The sequence below is a fragment of the Bradyrhizobium sp. AZCC 1693 genome (genome assembly GCF_036924745.1).
In the GTDB taxonomy this organism is placed as follows: domain Bacteria; phylum Pseudomonadota; class Alphaproteobacteria; order Rhizobiales; family Xanthobacteraceae; genus Bradyrhizobium.
In genome coordinates, this window is record NZ_JAZHSD010000001.1 from 4,477,833 (window position 1) to 4,494,118 (window position 16,286).

At 63.6% G+C, this 16,286-nt stretch carries 15 protein-coding genes and 1 pseudogene; 9 read left to right on the top strand and 7 right to left on the bottom strand.

The window, feature by feature from the left end; all coding sequences use genetic code 11:
• Nucleotides 1–126 precede the first annotated feature (126 nt).
• The 5 genes from V1293_RS21435 to V1293_RS21455 all read left to right on the top strand — a co-directional run bounded on the left by V1293_RS21435 (nucleotide 127) and on the right by V1293_RS21455 (nucleotide 4,516).
• A complete protein-coding gene (locus V1293_RS21435; protein ID WP_334512005.1) occupies nucleotides 127–1,536 on the top strand; it encodes a cytochrome ubiquinol oxidase subunit I in 1,410 nt (469 codons plus the stop codon).
• A complete protein-coding gene (gene cydB / locus V1293_RS21440; RefSeq protein WP_334512006.1) occupies nucleotides 1,533–2,540 on the top strand; it encodes a cytochrome d ubiquinol oxidase subunit II in 1,008 nt (335 codons plus the stop codon). Before V1293_RS21435 ends, cydB begins: the two co-directional genes overlap by 4 nt.
• The gene (locus tag V1293_RS21445) at nucleotides 2,540–2,668 is read left to right on the top strand and encodes a DUF2474 domain-containing protein (protein ID WP_334512007.1); all 129 of its coding nucleotides are present in this window, start codon (nucleotides 2,540–2,542) and stop codon (nucleotides 2,666–2,668) included. Before cydB ends, V1293_RS21445 begins: the two co-directional genes overlap by 1 nt.
• A 154-nt stretch (nucleotides 2,669–2,822) precedes the next feature.
• Nucleotides 2,823–3,422, top strand: a complete 600-nt coding sequence (locus V1293_RS21450; RefSeq protein WP_334512008.1) for a L,D-transpeptidase — start codon at nucleotides 2,823–2,825, stop codon at nucleotides 3,420–3,422.
• A gap of 53 nt (nucleotides 3,423–3,475) precedes the next feature.
• Nucleotides 3,476–4,516 (top strand): amino acid ABC transporter substrate-binding protein, encoded by a 1,041-nt coding sequence (locus tag V1293_RS21455; protein WP_334512010.1) that lies wholly within the window; start codon nucleotides 3,476–3,478, stop codon nucleotides 4,514–4,516.
• A gap of 186 nt (nucleotides 4,517–4,702) precedes the next feature.
• On the opposite strand, the gene V1293_RS21460 is transcribed toward V1293_RS21455, so the two are convergent.
• Together V1293_RS21460 and V1293_RS21465 are read right to left on the bottom strand one after the other, a co-directional pair.
• Entirely contained in the window at nucleotides 4,703–5,842 is a 1,140-nt protein-coding gene (locus V1293_RS21460) for an acyl-CoA dehydrogenase family protein (RefSeq protein ID WP_334512012.1), read from the bottom strand.
• Nucleotides 5,843–6,016: 174 nt separating this feature from the next.
• Nucleotides 6,017–7,201: an acyl-CoA dehydrogenase family protein gene (locus tag V1293_RS21465; protein WP_334512014.1), complete on the bottom strand. Its 1,185-nt coding sequence runs from the start codon at nucleotides 7,199–7,201 to the stop codon at nucleotides 6,017–6,019.
• Between the two features lie 160 nt (nucleotides 7,202–7,361).
• Between V1293_RS21465 and V1293_RS21470 the strand changes: the two genes are divergently transcribed.
• Both V1293_RS21470 and V1293_RS21475 read left to right on the top strand, forming a co-directional pair.
• The gene (locus tag V1293_RS21470) at nucleotides 7,362–7,907 is read left to right on the top strand and encodes a carboxymuconolactone decarboxylase family protein (protein ID WP_334512015.1); all 546 of its coding nucleotides are present in this window, start codon (nucleotides 7,362–7,364) and stop codon (nucleotides 7,905–7,907) included.
• 190 nt (nucleotides 7,908–8,097) lie between these two features.
• On the top strand, nucleotides 8,098–8,592 hold the full coding sequence (locus V1293_RS21475; RefSeq protein ID WP_334512018.1) for a VOC family protein: 495 nt from the start codon (nucleotides 8,098–8,100) through the stop codon (nucleotides 8,590–8,592).
• Nucleotides 8,593–8,678: 86 nt separating this feature from the next.
• Here V1293_RS21475 and V1293_RS21480 read toward each other — a convergent pair whose 3' ends face one another.
• The 3 genes from V1293_RS21480 to V1293_RS21490 all read right to left on the bottom strand — a co-directional run bounded on the left by V1293_RS21480 (nucleotide 8,679) and on the right by V1293_RS21490 (nucleotide 11,737).
• Nucleotides 8,679–9,923 (bottom strand): MFS transporter, encoded by a 1,245-nt coding sequence (locus tag V1293_RS21480; RefSeq protein WP_334512020.1) that lies wholly within the window; start codon nucleotides 9,921–9,923, stop codon nucleotides 8,679–8,681.
• 177 nt (nucleotides 9,924–10,100) lie between these two features.
• The gene (locus tag V1293_RS21485; protein WP_334512022.1) at nucleotides 10,101–10,463 is read right to left on the bottom strand and encodes a nuclear transport factor 2 family protein; all 363 of its coding nucleotides are present in this window, start codon (nucleotides 10,461–10,463) and stop codon (nucleotides 10,101–10,103) included.
• A 26-nt stretch (nucleotides 10,464–10,489) separates the two neighbouring features.
• Nucleotides 10,490–11,737: an MFS transporter gene (locus V1293_RS21490; protein WP_334512024.1), complete on the bottom strand. Its 1,248-nt coding sequence runs from the start codon at nucleotides 11,735–11,737 to the stop codon at nucleotides 10,490–10,492.
• A 215-nt stretch (nucleotides 11,738–11,952) separates the two neighbouring features.
• Here V1293_RS21490 and V1293_RS21495 point away from each other — a divergent pair.
• Nucleotides 11,953–14,017: pseudogene (locus tag V1293_RS21495) on the top strand (prolyl oligopeptidase family serine peptidase).
• Nucleotides 14,018–14,102: 85 nt separating this feature from the next.
• Here V1293_RS21495 and V1293_RS21500 read toward each other — a convergent pair.
• Nucleotides 14,103–14,594, bottom strand: coding sequence for a type II toxin-antitoxin system HicB family antitoxin (locus tag V1293_RS21500; protein WP_334512026.1), 492 nt, complete (start codon nucleotides 14,592–14,594; stop codon nucleotides 14,103–14,105).
• Nucleotides 14,595–14,689: 95 nt separating this feature from the next.
• Between V1293_RS21500 and V1293_RS21505 the strand changes: the two genes are divergently transcribed.
• Entirely contained in the window at nucleotides 14,690–15,559 is an 870-nt protein-coding gene (locus tag V1293_RS21505) for a protein-L-isoaspartate O-methyltransferase family protein (RefSeq protein WP_334512028.1), read from the top strand.
• A 13-nt stretch (nucleotides 15,560–15,572) separates the two neighbouring features.
• Here the strand turns inward: V1293_RS21505 and V1293_RS21510 are convergent, their stop codons facing one another.
• Complete coding sequence (locus V1293_RS21510) at nucleotides 15,573–16,259, bottom strand: DUF938 domain-containing protein (RefSeq protein WP_334512029.1); 687 nt, start codon at nucleotides 16,257–16,259, stop codon at nucleotides 15,573–15,575.
• Nucleotides 16,260–16,286: the final 27 nt, after the last annotated feature.

Genomic DNA, 16,286 nt, shown 5'->3' on the forward strand with positions numbered 1-16,286 from the left:
CGGCATGCAGGTATAATCGTCGCATCGGGCGTGGTAAGGTACACGCCTGGTTCGGACGCAATTTTCGAAAACTCTAGTTCGGTTTTTCGAGATCGCGCCCGGCGAAACTTGCGACAGGTGGTGCCGATGTTCGAAGGCTGGGATGCGGTCGTATTGGCCCGGGCGCAGTTTGCTTTCACGATGTCGTTCCACATCATATTCCCTGCCTTCTCGATCGGGCTTGCCAGCTATCTCGCCGTGCTCGAAGCGCTGTGGTTGTGGACCGGGCGCGAAGTCTTTATCAACCTGTTCAACTACTGGCTAAAAATCTTTGCCGTCGCGTTCGGCATGGGCGTGGTGTCGGGCATCGTGATGTCCTACCAGTTCGGCACCAACTGGTCGGCTTTTTCAGACAAAACCGGCCCGGTGCTTGGTCCGCTGATGGCCTATGAGGTTTTGACCGCGTTCTTCCTCGAGGCCGGCTTCCTCGGCGTGATGCTGTTCGGTCTGCAGCGCGTCGGTCCAAGACTGCACTTTCTGGCGACGCTGATGGTCGCGATCGGCACGCTGATTTCGGCGTTCTGGATTCTGTCGGCCAATTCCTGGATGCAGACGCCGACCGGCCACGCTGTCAATGCGGACGGGCAGTTCATCGCCGCCGACTGGCTGAAAGTGATCTTCAATCCGTCGTTCCCCTACCGCCTGGTGCACATGGTGCTGGCGGCGTATCTGACCACCGCGCTGGTAGTCGGCGCGGTCGGCGCCTGGCACCTGCTGCGCGACCGCCATCTCGCCGGCCCGCGCGTGATGTTTTCGATGGCGATGTGGATGGCGACGCTGGTGGCGCCGATCCAGATCCTCGCCGGCGACCAGCACGGGCTCAACACGCTGGAGCATCAACCGGTGAAGATCATGGCGATGGAGGGGCACTTCCAGAGCCACAAGGACGGCGCGCCGCTGATCCTGTTCGGCCTGCCCAACCAGGCCGCCGGCAGGGTCGACTATGCGATCGAAGTGCCGAAGCTGGGATCGGTGATTCTCAAACACTCGCCTGATGCGCCGATGGCCGGCCTCGACACGGTGCCGCGCGAAAACTGGCCGCCGGTGCCGATCACGTTCTGGTCGTTCCGGATCATGGTCGGCATGGGATTGCTGATGCTGGCGCTCGGCCTGTTCAGCCTGTTGATGCGCGTGCAGGGCAAGCTCTACGATTCCCGGCTGCTGCACATGTTTGCGGTCGCGATGGCTCCCGCAGGTTTTATTGCCGTACTCGCGGGCTGGATCACCACCGAGACCGGGCGGCAGCCTTACACTGTGTACGGATTGTTGCGGACGGTTGAATCCGCCTCGCCACTGGCGGCGCCCGCAGTTGCGTCCTCGCTGATCGCCTTCATTATCGTTTATTTCGCCGTGTTCACGGCCGGCGTGATCTATCTGCTGCGCCTGATGGTGGCCCCGCCGCATCCCGGCGAAGAGGGACCATCGCACGACGTCCCGATCCGCTCGGCGGGCATCACGCCCGCCGCTGGCGCGGCCGTCGAGGGAGCCGCCCAATGATCCCGATCGACCTTCCGACCATCTGGGCATTCATCATCGCCTTTGCCGTGTTCGTGTATGTCGTGATGGACGGCTTCGACCTCGGCCTCGGCATCCTGTTTCCGCTCTTCCCCGAGAAAAGGGATCGCGACGTCATCATGAACAGCGTCGCCCCGGTCTGGGACGGCAACGAAACCTGGCTGGTGCTCGGCGGTGGCGGCCTGATGGCCGCGTTCCCGCTGGCTTATGCCGTGCTGATGCCGGCGCTCTATACGCCGATGATCGCGATGCTGCTTGGCCTCGTGTTCCGAGGCGTCGCCTTCGAATTCCGCTGGCGCACGACCAAGGCGCGAAACAGGTGGGACATCGCCTTTTTCGGCGGGTCGCTGGTTGCGACGCTGGCACAAGGCATTGCGCTCGGCGCCATCCTGCAAGGCGTGCATGTCGAGGGGCGGCACTATGCCGGCGGCTGGTGGGACTGGCTGACGCCCTTCAGCATCCTGACCGGCGTGTCGCTGGTGATCGGCTACGCGCTGCTTGGCGCGACATGGCTCGTCATGAAGACCGAGGGTGCATTGCGCGACCGCGCCTATCATCTGAGCTGGATATCTCTGCTGGCGATGCTCGCCGCCATCGGCGCGGTCAGCATCGCAACGCCCTTCCTGCACGTGCAGTACACGCATCGCTGGTTCGCCTGGCCGAACGTCCTCCTGAGCGCGCAGGTGCCGATCGCGGTGGCCGCCATCACCGCGCTCTTACTGCGCAGCCTCGCCAACAAATACGATTACCAGCCGTTCTTCCTGTCGCTGGCACTGTTCGCGCTGTCCTATGCCGGGCTCGGCATCAGCATGTATCCCTATATCGTGCCGCAGAGCATCACGATCTGGCAGGCGGCGGCGCCGGCGAACAGTCAGATCTTCATGCTGTTCGGCGTCGCCGGGCTGATCCCGCTGATCCTCGGCTATACCGCCTGGGCCTATTGGGTGTTTCGCGGCAAGGTCAAACCCGAGAGCGGATATCATTGATGCCGACCGAGCCAAACCCGCGTCCGCTGCCGGAGCGCCTGTTGTGGTTCGCCGCGCTTTGGCTCGGCGGCGTCGGCACCGTGGCGCTGATTTCATTTTGCCTGCGGCTATGGATCGCGCCGAAATAAGGCGGCCGAGGTCCCATGAATATGGCGACTTGCGGAAATAGAAGACATTTCAGTGGGGTATCCGCCTCATTCGCCCTAAACTTGCCATCAAGCTGGCCCTGAGATTTGATGGTTCCGCTGATTTGGCCAACGCGCCAGCAAGGAGAGCTCTGCGATGACGAAATTTCGGCACCTGATCTGGATGGTGATCGCTGCAAGCGGTCTGATCCTTTCTGCCTCGCAGAGCCAGGCGCAGACGCGGCAGCCCGACGTCGGCGACCAGCCGGGGCTGCTTCCCGATGAATCCGTCGAACTCGATCCACAGTTCAGGAAGACCGCGGTGCTCTATCGCACCAACGAAGCGCCGGGCACCATCATCGTGGTCACGGCCGAGCGCCATCTTTATCTGATTCAGGGCAATGGCCGCGCATTGCGCTACGGCATTGGCGTCGGTCGTGAAGGGTTCACGTGGCAGGGCCTCGTCAACATCACGCGCAAGGCGGAGTGGCCGGACTGGACGCCGCCGCCGGAGATGATCGCACGCCAGCCCTATCTGCCGCGCTTCATGGCCGGCGGGCCCGGCAACCCGCTCGGCGCGCGCGCGATGTACCTCGGCACCACCGTCTACCGTATCCACGGCACCAACCGGCCTGACACCATCGGCACCGCCGTCTCTTCCGGCTGCTTCCGCCTGGTCAACGCCGACGTCGCCGACCTCTACGAGCGTGTCCCTGTTGGCACCAAGGTGATTATCCGGCAAAAGCCGGAACTGTGATTGCGAACCGCCTCTCCTGCCGATCCATTTCCCTGAAATTGCGAGTTGAAAAAATGCTACGGACATTCCGAGGCGGCCTCCTGATCGGGCTGGCGGTCGCAGTCGCGGTCGCGGCAATTGCGATCACCTATGAGCGTTACGACACCAAGACCCTGAAGCGGACCATCCGCCGCGGCGACGTGTTGTGCGGCGTCAACAAGGGTCTGCCCGGCTTCTCGATCCCCGACGACAAGGGCGACTGGACCGGCTTCGACGTCGACTTCTGTCGCGCGGTGGCCGCGGCGATCTTCGACGACCCCAGGAAGGCGAAATTCGTGCCGCTCGACGCCAGCGAGCGTTTCAAGGAGCTGCAGAGCCGCAAGGTCGACATCCTCTCCCGCAACTCGACCTGGAGCATGTCACGCGAGACCAATTACGACCTCTATTTCCCGGCCGTCGCCTATTATGACGGCCAGGGTTTCATGCTGCCGCGCTCGCGCAACATCGATTCCGCGCTCGACCTCAACAACAGCAAGGTTTGCGTGCAGGAGGGGACGACGACGGTGCTCAACGTCGCCGACCATTTCCGCGCCAACAATATGAAATACACCGAAGTCAAGTTTCCCAAGCTGGAAGACGTACTCAAGGCGTATGAATCCGGCAAGTGCGATACCTTCACCGCCGACGTCTCCCAGCTCTACGCGCTTCGCTTGAACCTCATCCAGCCCAGCGACCATGTCATCCTGCCCGACGTCATCTCCAAGGAGCCGCTCGCTCCCGTGGTGCGTCAGCGCGACGACGACTGGATGATGCTCGTGAAGTGGACGCTGTACGCGATGATCAACGCCGAGGAACTCGGCATCACCTCGAAGAACATCGACGAGGCGCTGAAGTCGAAGAAGCCCGACGTGATGCGGCTGGTCGGCACCGAAGGCAGCTACGGCGAAGACCTCGGCCTGCCCAAGGACTGGGCCGCCCGCATCATCCGCCATGTCGGCAATTACGGCGAGATCTACGAGCGCAATGTCGGCGAAGGATCGAAGCTGAAGATCCCGCGCGGGCTGAATTCGCTCTGGAGCAACGGCGGCATCCAGTACGCCCCGCCGATCAGGTGACGCTTTTCACTAACCACACTCACCGCTGTCGTCGCCCGGCTTGACCGGGCGATCCCAGTATTCCAGAGACGCTGACGATAAAACGAGAGGCCGCGGCGTACTGGATCACCCGCCCCAGTGCGCAATTGCGCACAAGGCGGGTGATGACATCGGTGTAGGAGGCGCTTCGCCCCGGAATGACGAGCGCTAATAACTCTTCATCCGCGCCAACTGATCGGCGTGGTAGTTGCTGTCCCCGAACAATTCCTGGCAGACCCGCGCGCGCTTCATGAAGAAGCCGATGTCGAACTGGTCGGTCATGCCCATGCCGCCGTGCATCTGCACGCCCTCCTGCACGGCGAGCGTCGCCGTGGTGCCGGCGCGGGCCTTTGCAACTGCGACCGCGGCTCCTGCCCGCTCAAAATCGCCGTCCAGCGTCTGCAGCGCCTTCAGGACGGCGGCGCGGGTGATCTCGATATCGATATAGAGCTGGGCTGCGCGGTGCTGCAGCGCCTGGAATTCCCCGATCAATTTACCGAACTGCTTGCGCTCCTTCAGATAGGTGACGGTGCGGCCGAACACCTCCTCGCTCAGGCCCACCATTTCGGAGGCCACTGCGCCGCGGCCGATGTTGAGCACGCCGTCAAGCAGCACCCCGCCCTGATCGACCTCGCCGAGCACATGATCCGCGTCGACCCCGACATTGGCGAATTCGATTCGCGCGGCGTTATGCGCATCGACCATCACCGTGCGCTCGACGGCGACGCCCTTGGCCTTGGGATCGACCAGGAATAGCGTCAGCCCGCTGCGCTCGCCGGCAACGCCGCCGGTGCGGCCAGCGACGATCAGGAGATCGGCGACGTGGCCGTCGACCACAAGGGCCTTGGCGCCATTAAGCTTGAAACCATTGCCGGAGCGCACCGCCTGCAATTTTGTCTGCAGCGGGCGATGTTTTGCGCCTTCGTCGATCGCGAGCGCGGCCAACAGCGAGCCGTCGGCAATCTTCGGCAGATGCGCTGATTTCTGCGCCTCGCTGCCGCCGCGCGCCAGCGCGGAGGCCGCCAGCACCGCCGTCGACAAGAACGGCGACGGCATCAGCGTGCGTCCGATTTCCTCCATCACCACACCGGCCTCGACACAGCCGAGCCCGCTGCCGCCAAAATTCTCCGGCACCAGCAGGCCGGAAAATCCCATCTCGGCGAACGTCTTCCAGAGCTCGCGGGAAAAGCCCGTGGCGTCCTTGCTGTCGCGCAAGCTGCGCAGGTGCGACACCGGCGCCTTGTCGCTGATAAGGCCGCGCGCGCTGTCGCGCAGCATGGATTGTTCTTCGGTGAGCACGAGGGGCATGAGAGATATCCGCTTCAGAGGTGAATCTAAGTTGCTTCGTCGTCCCTGCGAAAGCAGGGACCCATACGCCGCGGCCTATCGAGTAGGAACAAAGCTAGCACCAAAATCAATACTCACAGCGGTGGTTATGGGTCCCTGCGTTCGCAGGGACGACGAGAGAGTAAGCCCGGGCCCTCACGCCCCCGGCAGATCGAGGATGCGCTTGGCGACGATGCCGAGCATTACCTCCGAGGTGCCGCCTTCGATCGAGTTGGCCTTGGTGCGCAGCCAGGCGCGCGGGCGGGCGCCGGCCCTGGAGCGTTCGCTTTCCCATTCCAGCGCATCAATGCCGCCGGCCGACATCAGGATTTCGTGGCGGCGCTTGTTGAGTTCGGTGCCGTAATACTTCATCGCCGAGGAAAATGCCGGATGCGACTGCCCGGCTTTCGCAAGATCAACCGCGCGTTCGGCCGCCGCGGCGAGTGCCGCCTCGTCGATCTCGAAGGTCGAGATCTGGCCGCGCAGCATCGCATCTTCCAGCCGGCCCTGTTCGTCGGCGCCGATGGAATCGGCGGCGACCTGGCCGAGCGGCCGGCCGACGCCGCGCTCGCCCATGCCTGAGATCATCGCGCGTTCATGCTGCAGCAAATATTTCGCGACATCCCAGCCGCGGTTGACGGTACCGACCACATGCGACTTCGGCACGCGCACATTGTCGAAGAAGGTTTCGCAGAACGGCGAATAGCCGGAGATCAGGAGAATGGGCTTGGTCGAAACGCCTTTTGAGGCCATGTCGAACAGGATAAAACTGATGCCGTCATGCTTCTTCGCGGTGGGATCGGTCCGCACCAGGCAGAAAATCCAGTCGGCGTAGTTCGCGTATGAGGTCCAGATCTTCTGGCCGTTGATGATGTAATCGTCGCCGTCGCTCTCGGCGCGGGTCTGCAGTGAAGCGAGGTCCGATCCGGCGTTCGGCTCGGAATAGCCCTGGCACCAGCGGATCAGGCCCGCGGCGATTTTTGGCAGATGCTCCTTCTTCTGCGCTTCGTTGCCGTACTTCAGCAGCGCCGGCCCGAGCATCCAGATGCCAAAACTCGACAGCGGCGACCGCGCGCCCATCGCCGACATTTCCTCGCGCAGCACCTTGTGCTCGGCGCGATCGAGCCCTCCGCCGCCATATTCCTTCGGCCAATCCGGCACGGTCCAGCCCTTATCACGCATCCGCTCGAACCAGACGCGCTGCGGCTCGGAAGAGAATTTTGCGTTACGCCCGCCCCAATAGGTGTCGTTCTCCGAGGTCATCGGACGCCGCATCTCCGGCGGGCAATTGGCCTCCAGCCAGGCCCGGGTTTCACGGCGGAATGTTTCCAGATCGGACATGTCGGCGTTTCCATGTGGAATGTTGGGAGCGACCTTAGTCTTCGCAGTGCGGAATTCAATATATGTCTGACGTCAGCCCATGCCGCGCCGACGGTAGTCATGACGCCCGATCGGGTGTATGCGCAAAGCCGTAACGATTGAAAAACAAGAGGAAACGGGCATGCGGCTAAAATTGCTTTCGCCTGGCGAAATGAGCGCCGAACAAAAAGAAACCTACGACGAAGCGATATCCGGTAAGCGCGGCGCCCCGCCGGCGCCGATGATGGCCTGGCTCAACAGCCCGGACATGGCGCGGCATGCCACGCGGCTCGGCGAGCAGCTTCGTTTCAACACGATTTTTCCCGCAAAGCTTTCCGAGATCGCGATCCTCGTCACCGCGCGACACTGGACCTCGCATTACGAATGGTACGCGCATAAGCGCCTGGCGCTTAAAGGCGGCATGGATCCGAAGATCATCGAGGACATAAGGGATCGCCGCACGCCAACCTTTGACGACCCCAAAGGCCGGATGATCTACGACCTCGCCAAATCGCTGCATGAGGGCAAAGGCGTCTCGCAGTCGCTGTATGATGAGGCCGTGAAGGTGCTCACCGAACGCGGGATTGTCGAAGTGATCGGGCTGTGCGGTTACTACACGATGGTATCGATGACGCTGAACACCTTTGAATTCGGGCTGCCGGAGGGCGAGGTGTCGGACCTTGCGTGAGAGAGAATCCGCGCCTACGTGTCCCGGACGCGGCGCAGCGCTTCTTCAGCGGTGCACCGCAGAGCCGGGACCCACACCGGCCCGCAACGTGGGCCCCGGCTTAGCAGCGCATCGCCGGCGTCGCGCAAAGCGCGATCCCGAGCGCACTGCACAGCATCCGGGGCACGCTGACCTTCCGAATGGAGATACCATGCCCCAAAACCCACCCGTCATTGCCGGCACCCGGATCGGGCATGTCCATCTCAAGGTCGCCGATCTCGAGCGTTCGCTAGGATTCTACTGCGGCGTACTCGGCTTCGAGGTGATGCAGCGGATGGGCGCCAGCGCGGCGTTCATTTCCGCCGGTGGCTATCACCATCACATCGGTCTCAACACCTGGGAAAGCAAAGGCGGTCATCCGCCTCCGCCCGGCACCACCGGGCTGTTTCACACCGCCATTCTCTATCCCACACGCCCGGCGCTGGCGGATGCGCTGCATCGCGTGATCGAGGCCGGCATCGAGCTTGATGGCGCCAGCGACCACGGCGTCAGCGAGGCGCTGTATTTGCGCGATCCCGACCAGAACGGCGTCGAGCTCTACCGCGACCGGCCGCAGGAGGAATGGCCGCGCGCCCCGGACGGATCACTGGCGATGTTCACGAAGCGGTTGGACCTCGAGGATTTGCTCAGGGAGCGCGAGGCGTAGTTTGTAGCCCGGATGAAGCGAAGCGAAATCCGGGACCAGTGCACGCCGGATGAACGGTTCCCGGATTGCGCTTCGCTCCATCCGGGCTACGCGCTTTTTCCGCGCCCGCGAATCATGACCAGCACCGCCGCCGTCAACTCCACCGCGATACAGCCATAGAACGGCAGCGTGTAGCTTCCCGACAGATCGCGCAGCAGGCCGACCACGCCGGGGCCGAATGCGTAGGTGATCTGGTTGATCGCCGTGATCAGGCTGACCAGCACGCCGAACGAACGCGGATCGAACTCGCGCTGCACGATCAGCGCCGGCAGCGTGATCAGATTGCCGACGGAGAAACCGAACAGCGCGCAAGCGGCGACCAGCGCGTAATCATGATGCACGTTGATGACGATCAGAAGCGCGATCGCCTGGCTGGCGAACGAAAGCGACGACGCCAGCCGCTGGTTCATCCGGTCGATCACGAATGAAAACAGCACCCGGCCGACCACCGCCATCGCCGTCAGTAACGCCATCGCGATCGCCGCCTGCTGCCGCCCGATCACCGAATCCAGAAGCGCGATCAGGTGCACGATGAAGCCGACCTGCGCGAACAGCACCAGCGCGAACGCCGCCGACACCGAGAGGAAGCCGATATCGCGAAACGCCCGTGCGCGAATTTGCGTCGGCGACGGCGCGTCCGCCGCCTCGACATCGCCTGCGCTCGAATGAACCGGCGGCCGCCCGACGGACAGCAGGATCACCGGAACCATCACCGCGACCATCGCCACGGCGGAGGCAGTCATCGCGCCGGAAAAGCCGAAATGGCCGATCGCCATGATCAGCAGCGGCACGCCGGCAATGCCGCCAAAACTCGCGCCGTTCAGCGCCAGGCTGATCGCCATGCCGCGCTTGTTGTCGAACCAGAGGCCGAGCGTATTGGTGATGATGCCGAGGCTGGTACCCGCCCAGCCGAAGGCCAGCACGGCATTGGCGAGGTAAAGCTGCCAGGGTTCCCTGACCTGGCCGATCGAGATCGCGGCGGCGGCCATCGCCAACGTTCCCGCGATCAGGCAATTGCGCGGGCCGAACGCCTTGATGGCTTCGCTGACGAAGGCGACCAGCGCAGCGCCGAACAGATAGAAGAACGTCGTGCCGGACGAGATCAGCGACGCCGGCCAGCCGTGCAGCCGCTGCAGTTCGGCGACATAGACGCTCTGGCCATAGAAGCCGAGCCCCCAGCCGAACGTCGCCAGCAGGAAGCAGACAACGACGATGCGCCAGCCGTCGTAGCGGATCGAGGTTTCGTCCAGAGGGGTGTAGTTGCGAGCGTCCAACTTCTTTCTCTCCGTCATGGCCGGGCTTGTCCCGGCCATCCACGTCCTAGCGTCCATCAGCAGGTAAAGACGTGGATGCCCGGGACATCTAGCGCGAAGACGCGCTTCGCGCTTTTGCCCGGGCATGACGATAACTACTAGCAGAGTCAGAAGGGCCATCAATTCGATGGACGCCGAACTGTCAGCAGATGGCAACTAGGCAGTCGGCTTCGAGGGATCGTAGAAGAATCGCTCGCGAAACACCCTGTCGCCGCGCCATTCCTGCAGCGCGACCTCGTCGAACCGTCCGGTCTTGCCGGAATGGTAGACGAATTCGAACACCCAATTGATCGCGACGCGATCGCCCTCGACGACCGAGGCGACGCAAGTCGACGTCACGCTCTTCACGCGTTCCAGCACCGCGCGCTCATGCGCCACCAGAACGTCGCGGCCGACCCGCGGCGCGGCCGCGTTTTCCTGCATGCTGGCGTCCTCGGTGTAGAAGCGTTCGATGGCGCCTGCATGATCGCCGGAGACGACGGTTGCAATGAATTCATCGAGACGAGCGCGCGTCGGCATGGGGCCTCCAGCAATCAAATTGAAGATCAGACAGTCGGATCGGGAATCTGGTTGACCGCCTGCAGCTTCGCCCGGCGCCTAGCGAATGATGCAAACGACAGCACCGCAAGGCCGAGCAGCACCGGCGGAAACACCACCATGTTTACCATCGACCAGCCGTAATGCGCCAGCAATTGGCCTGAGGAGAACGACCCCAGCGCCATCATCCCGAACACCAGGAAATCGTTGAAGGCCTGCACCTTGTTGCGCTCCTGCGGCCGGTGCGTCTCCAGCACCAGCGCGGACGCGCCGATAAAGGCAAAATTCCACCCCACGCCGAGCACGATCAGCGTCGCCCAAAAGTGCATCGCGGTGATGCCGGCAAGGCCGATTCCTGCCGCGGCGGCTTCCAACATCAGGCCGAGCGCCACGATTTTTGGCGCGCCGAAACGCGCTATCAGCGAGCCGGTGAAGAAGCTCGGCCCGTACATCGCCACGATGTGCCACTGAATGCCGAAATTGGAATCGCTGACCGTGAGGCCACACATCTTCATGGCGAGCGGCGCCGAGGTCATCACGAGATTCATCATGGGGTATGCAATCACCCCGCACAGCGCCGCCGCGATGAAGCGCGGCTGCCGCGCGATCGTAAACAGCGGCCGGCCGCCATGCATGTCCGATGGCGCCGGCTTCGGCGCATCGACGCCCCACAGCACCGCCATCGCCACCAGCGCGACAAAGGCCTGCACCACGAAGCTGAACGCAAACAAATAAGGCGGCCAGATATCCATGGTCCACTGCACGAGCTGCGGACCGAGCACGCCGGCGAACACGCCGCCCGCCATCACCCATGACACCGCCTTGGGCCGGAACGCGGCGCTGGCGCCGTCGGCGGCGGCAAAACGATAGGACTGCGCTACCGCGCCGTAGAGACCGCCGAGAAACGTCGCGCCGCAGAACAGCCAGAACGAGGCATACAGGACGGCGACGGCGGCGAGCGCGCCGGTCAGCACGCCGCAGAACGCGCCGATGATGAAAGCTGCGCGGCGGCCATAGGCGCGCGAGATCGCGCCAGTCGGCAGCGTGCCGGCGGAGAGCCCCAGCACATACATCGAGAGCGGCACGGTCGCGAGCGAGATGCTCGGCGCCAGCGTCGCGCCGACGATCGAGCCGGTGGCGAAAATGACCGCCGAATTGGCGCCGGTCAGCGCCTGCGCCGCGGCGAGCCGCAGCACATTGGCGCGCGCACGCGCGTCATTGGCGATCTCTTCGGTGGCTGTGGTGGTATCCAACATCGGCAATTCCGCCCGGCAGGCCCCGGGGAGGAGCCTTATCGATTCATTTGCGGGCACTATGAAGACGCGGGGCGATGCGATCAACCGGCGCAAACGGGCGCGCGCTATGCGAAGCGCGCGCATTGGACAGCGCACCGGCAACAGCCTACATCGAGGGTCGCCCGATCATGCCCTATTGCGGTACAAGCGACCGGCACTTTCCTGGAGTTCAAGCCATGCCAATCGACGACAGGCCGACCATCGCCGCGCCCGACGATGATCCGTATCTCTGGCTCGAGGAAATCGAAGGCGAACGCGCGCTCGACTACGTCGATCAGCAAAGCCTGCGGACGCTGGGGAGTTTCGGCGGCCGGCCATTCGAGACCGATCGCGATACGCTCGCGGCGATCTACGATCGAAGCGACAATATCCCCTATGTCACGCGCAGCAGCGGGCACGTCTACAACCTCGAAGGATGCCAGAAATCCGCGCGGCGTCTGGCGGCGCACGACGCTTGTGGACTTTCGCAAAGCGGAGCCTGGCTGGGAGACGCTGCTGGACATCGACCGCCTCGCCGCTGAAGAGGACAAGGATTGGCTGCTGAACTGGACCCAACCGCTGCCGGGAAACTCACGCGTGATCACAGCCCTTTCCCGGGGAGGCAGCGATGCGGTAACGCTGCGGGAATTCGATCTGGATACCAAGGCTTTCGTCGCCGACGGCTTCAACTTGCCGGAAGCCAAGAGCGGGGTCGAATGGATCGACGCTGACACGCTGCTGCTTTCGAGCGCCCTTGGCGAGGGCATGGCGACAAACTCCGGCTACGCGAGAACGGTCCGGCTGTGGCGCCGCGCCGAGCCCGTGGAACGAGCGCCGGTGCTATTCGAAGTGCCGGCCGATCGGATGGCCGCCTATTGCAGCGTCGACGACACCGGGCCAACGCCACGGATGTGGTTCATCGATCGGATCGATTTCTTCAATCTGAATCTCTGGCTCGGCACAGCGGCCGGTCCGCACACAAAGCTCGAGCTGCCGACCGACATCTGGATGGAAGCGCATCAGGACTGGCTGGCCGTGAAGCTGCGTGGCGTCTGGACGGTAGCGGGCAAGACCTATGCGCCGGACAGCGTGCTCGGCATCTCGCTCTCGGCCTTTCTGGCCGGCGACCGCAACTTCACCCTTGTTTTCGAGCCGCAGCCACGGCGGGCGCTACAGGGCTTTTTCTGGACGGCCGGCCAACTCGTCTTGTCTGTTCTCGACGAGTTGCGCCCGGTGTTCGAAATCTGCACGCCGGCGGCAAGCGGCTGGAGCCGCACGGAACTGCGGGGCCTACCCGAAATCGGCGTGGTCGATGTCTGGCGCCTCGACCGTCACGAAGCCGAGAGCAACGGCGACCTGCTCGCCAATGTGCAGGATCCGCTGACGCCGCCTTCGCTGCTGCTGCTCGAGGGCACAGCCAGCCCCGCCATCTTGAAACAGGCGCCGAAGATCTTCTCCGCCGACGGGCTCATGGTCACCCGCCATGAGGCGATTTCGGTGGACGGCGAGCGTATTCCATATGTGCAGACCGGCCCCGCCGCCGAGACCGGCGATGCACCGGTCTATATGAGCGCCTATGGCGGCTTCGGCCTCGCGGTAAAGCCATATTACAACTCCGCACTCGGCAAGCTCTGGCTGGAGCGCGGCGGCACCACGGTGCAGGCCAATATCCGCGGCGGCGGCGAGTTCGGTACGCGCTGGCACGATGCCGGCCGTTACGCCGGAAAGCGGCTGGCGCATGATGATTTCGCGGCGGTTGCCGCCGACCTCGTCAAACGCGGCGTAACGCGCGCCAATAGAATTGCCGCCGAAGGCGGCTCGAACGGCGGCATCCTGATCACCAACATGCTGGTGCGCTACCCCCAGAGATTCGGCGCGCTGTTCTGCACGATTCCCCTGATCGACATGCGCCGCTACACAAAGCTGCTCGCGGGCGCGAGCTGGATCGCGGAATATGGCGATCCCGACAAGCCCGCGGAGTGGGAGTGGCTGAAAACCTATTCCGCCTATCACGCCGCAATACCGGGCCAGAACTACCCGCCGATCCTGATCGCCACCACGCGCCGCGACGACCGCGTGCATCCCGGCCATGCCCGCAAGATGGCGGCCAAGCTGCAGGCGATGGGATACGAGGCCTGGTTCTACGAACCTGCAGCCGGCGGCCATGGCTACGGCAAGGACAACCGCGAGCGCGCCGGATTCATCGCGCTCGGCTACACATTCCTGAGGAACAAGATCGGCTGGGCGGATAACGCCGTGTAGCGTTTTGCTTTTGGGCCGAAGGGCGGGCCAGCGCACCCGCGCTCGCGCGGTTGGACAGCAGATTACGCCACGCGAAAACGCCCTTTCACGGCCGCTTCTTGCCCGGCCTTCTCTCCGCTCGCACCGCGCCAGTCTTGTGGACCTTCGAGCGAGGATCCACGAGGCTGCGCGGAAAGTGCGGACTCCAATCAAGCGCGATCGTGGCGGCGAAGCCGAAGAAGCTGGAGCGGCTCATGCCAAGCTCCGTGGCGCGCTTGTCGATCCGCGTAATCAGGCTCTTCGGCAAATAGACGTTGACCCGTTCGGACGGATCGGGCGGATCGACCCCGACAATGAAATAGGCGACGACGTCGGCACCCTTGGGCAATGCGATCTGCTCGATCGGCGTCGACTCCGGCAGCGGCCTGCCCTGCTCTGCCATACCGTCCACCGCTCGCGCCAGCGCAGCCTCCGCTTTCTCGATCGCCTCCTCCTGTGACCGCCCGCCGGCAACGCAGCCCGGAAAATCGGGAAACCACGCGCCGAGCGCACCGCGCGGGCCGCGCTCCAGCACGGCCGGATAGAGCCGTTTTTTCAATCTGGCCTCCTCACGACTATTATGCTATTTAACACATGCCCGTGTGTCAAATCACACACGGATGATAGCATGGGCCAGGATGGAGGGCAAAAAAAATGGACACGCAAGCCGAACTCCCCATTATCCGCGCGGCCTACGCCAAACAGGTTCTTGCCGCTGCAAACGTGATCGATGCGCGCGTAGCTCAAGCGTTTGCCGCCATCCCCCGCGAGGATTTTCTCGGCCCGGGTCCGTGGCTGGTGCGACGGTGGATGCGCGACTATGTGTCGACACCCGACGCCGACCCCGTCTATCTCTATACCGACGATCTGGTCGCGCTCGTGCCCGAGCGGGGCGTCAACAACGGCCAACCGTCGCTGCACGCCCATCTCATCCATCAGGCCTTACCCGCGGTCGGCGGGCACGTGGTGCATGTTGGAACAGGTACGGGCTATTACACCGCCATCCTCGCACATCTCGTCGGACCGTCAGGGCGGGTAACGGGAATCGAATATGATGGAAGCCTCGCCGCGCGCGCCAGAGCCAGCCTGGCGCCCTACGCGAATGTCGCGGTGATTGAAGGCGACGGCACACAGGTGCCGTTCGATCCCGCCAATGTCATCTATGTCAATGCCGGCTGCACGCGGCCAGCGACACGCTGGCTCGATGGCCTTGCCGATGGCGGCCGCCTGATCATGCCGATGACGTCGGATCAGGGATTTGGCGGCATTGCGCCGGAGCGCATGGCGAGCGCCGGCGCAGTGTTCCGAATTGAGCGAAGAGCGGCGGAATATCTCGCATACTGGATCTCGCCTGTTGCGATCTTTCCCTGCGCCGGCAGCCGCGATGAGGCTTCCGAACAAGCGCTTGCCGAAGCTTTTACCCGCGGCGGCTGGCAAAAGGTCACGCGACTGTACCGGGACCAGGACGTTCCCGACGAGCGCTGCTGGCTTCGCGGACCAGATTGGTGCCTCGCCTATCATTGAGGCGGAACGGCGTTTACGCCGACGCGTCCGATCGCCCGAAGACCAAGATCATGTTGTTGGCTGGCATCTGCACAGTTTCGACCAACGCAAGGCCGACCGTGGCCGCAAGCTTCTCGAGATCGGCGATGTCGCGCACGCCCCATTCGGCATCCTGCTGGCGCAGGCTGGTGTCGAACACGGCGTTGCTCATCGCGGTGTGCTTGCCGTCGCGCTTGAAGGGGCCATAAAGAAACAACCGGCCGTCAGCGCGCAGATATCGCCCCGCACCGGCAAACAGGCCTTCGGCGACGCGCCATGGCGCGATGTGGATCACGTTGGCGCAGAACACCGCCAGCAGTTCCGCCGGACCGCCGCCGTCTTGCATGGCCGAAGACCAGGCGGGATCGGAGAGATCGATCCGCTGCGGCGGGCGAATGTTGGGCATGCCGGCATAAGCGCTCCACGCTTCGATGCTCTTCAGGTGCTGCTCGTTGAAATCGCTCGGCCACCAGGTGATATCGGGCGTGTGCTTTGCAAAATGCACGACATGCTGGCCGGTGCCGCTGCCGGCCTCCAGCACGTCCCCCGTTTTGCCCGCGAGGAATCTCTCCAGCACCGCCCAGATCGGCGCGTGGTTGCGGTGGAATGCCGCCGCATCGAGCCGGCCGTCGGGCTCGACCGGCCGGCCATCCTTGCCGAACTCCACCACAAACTCAGCCATCTCGGTTCGATCCTGCAAAAATCAGCG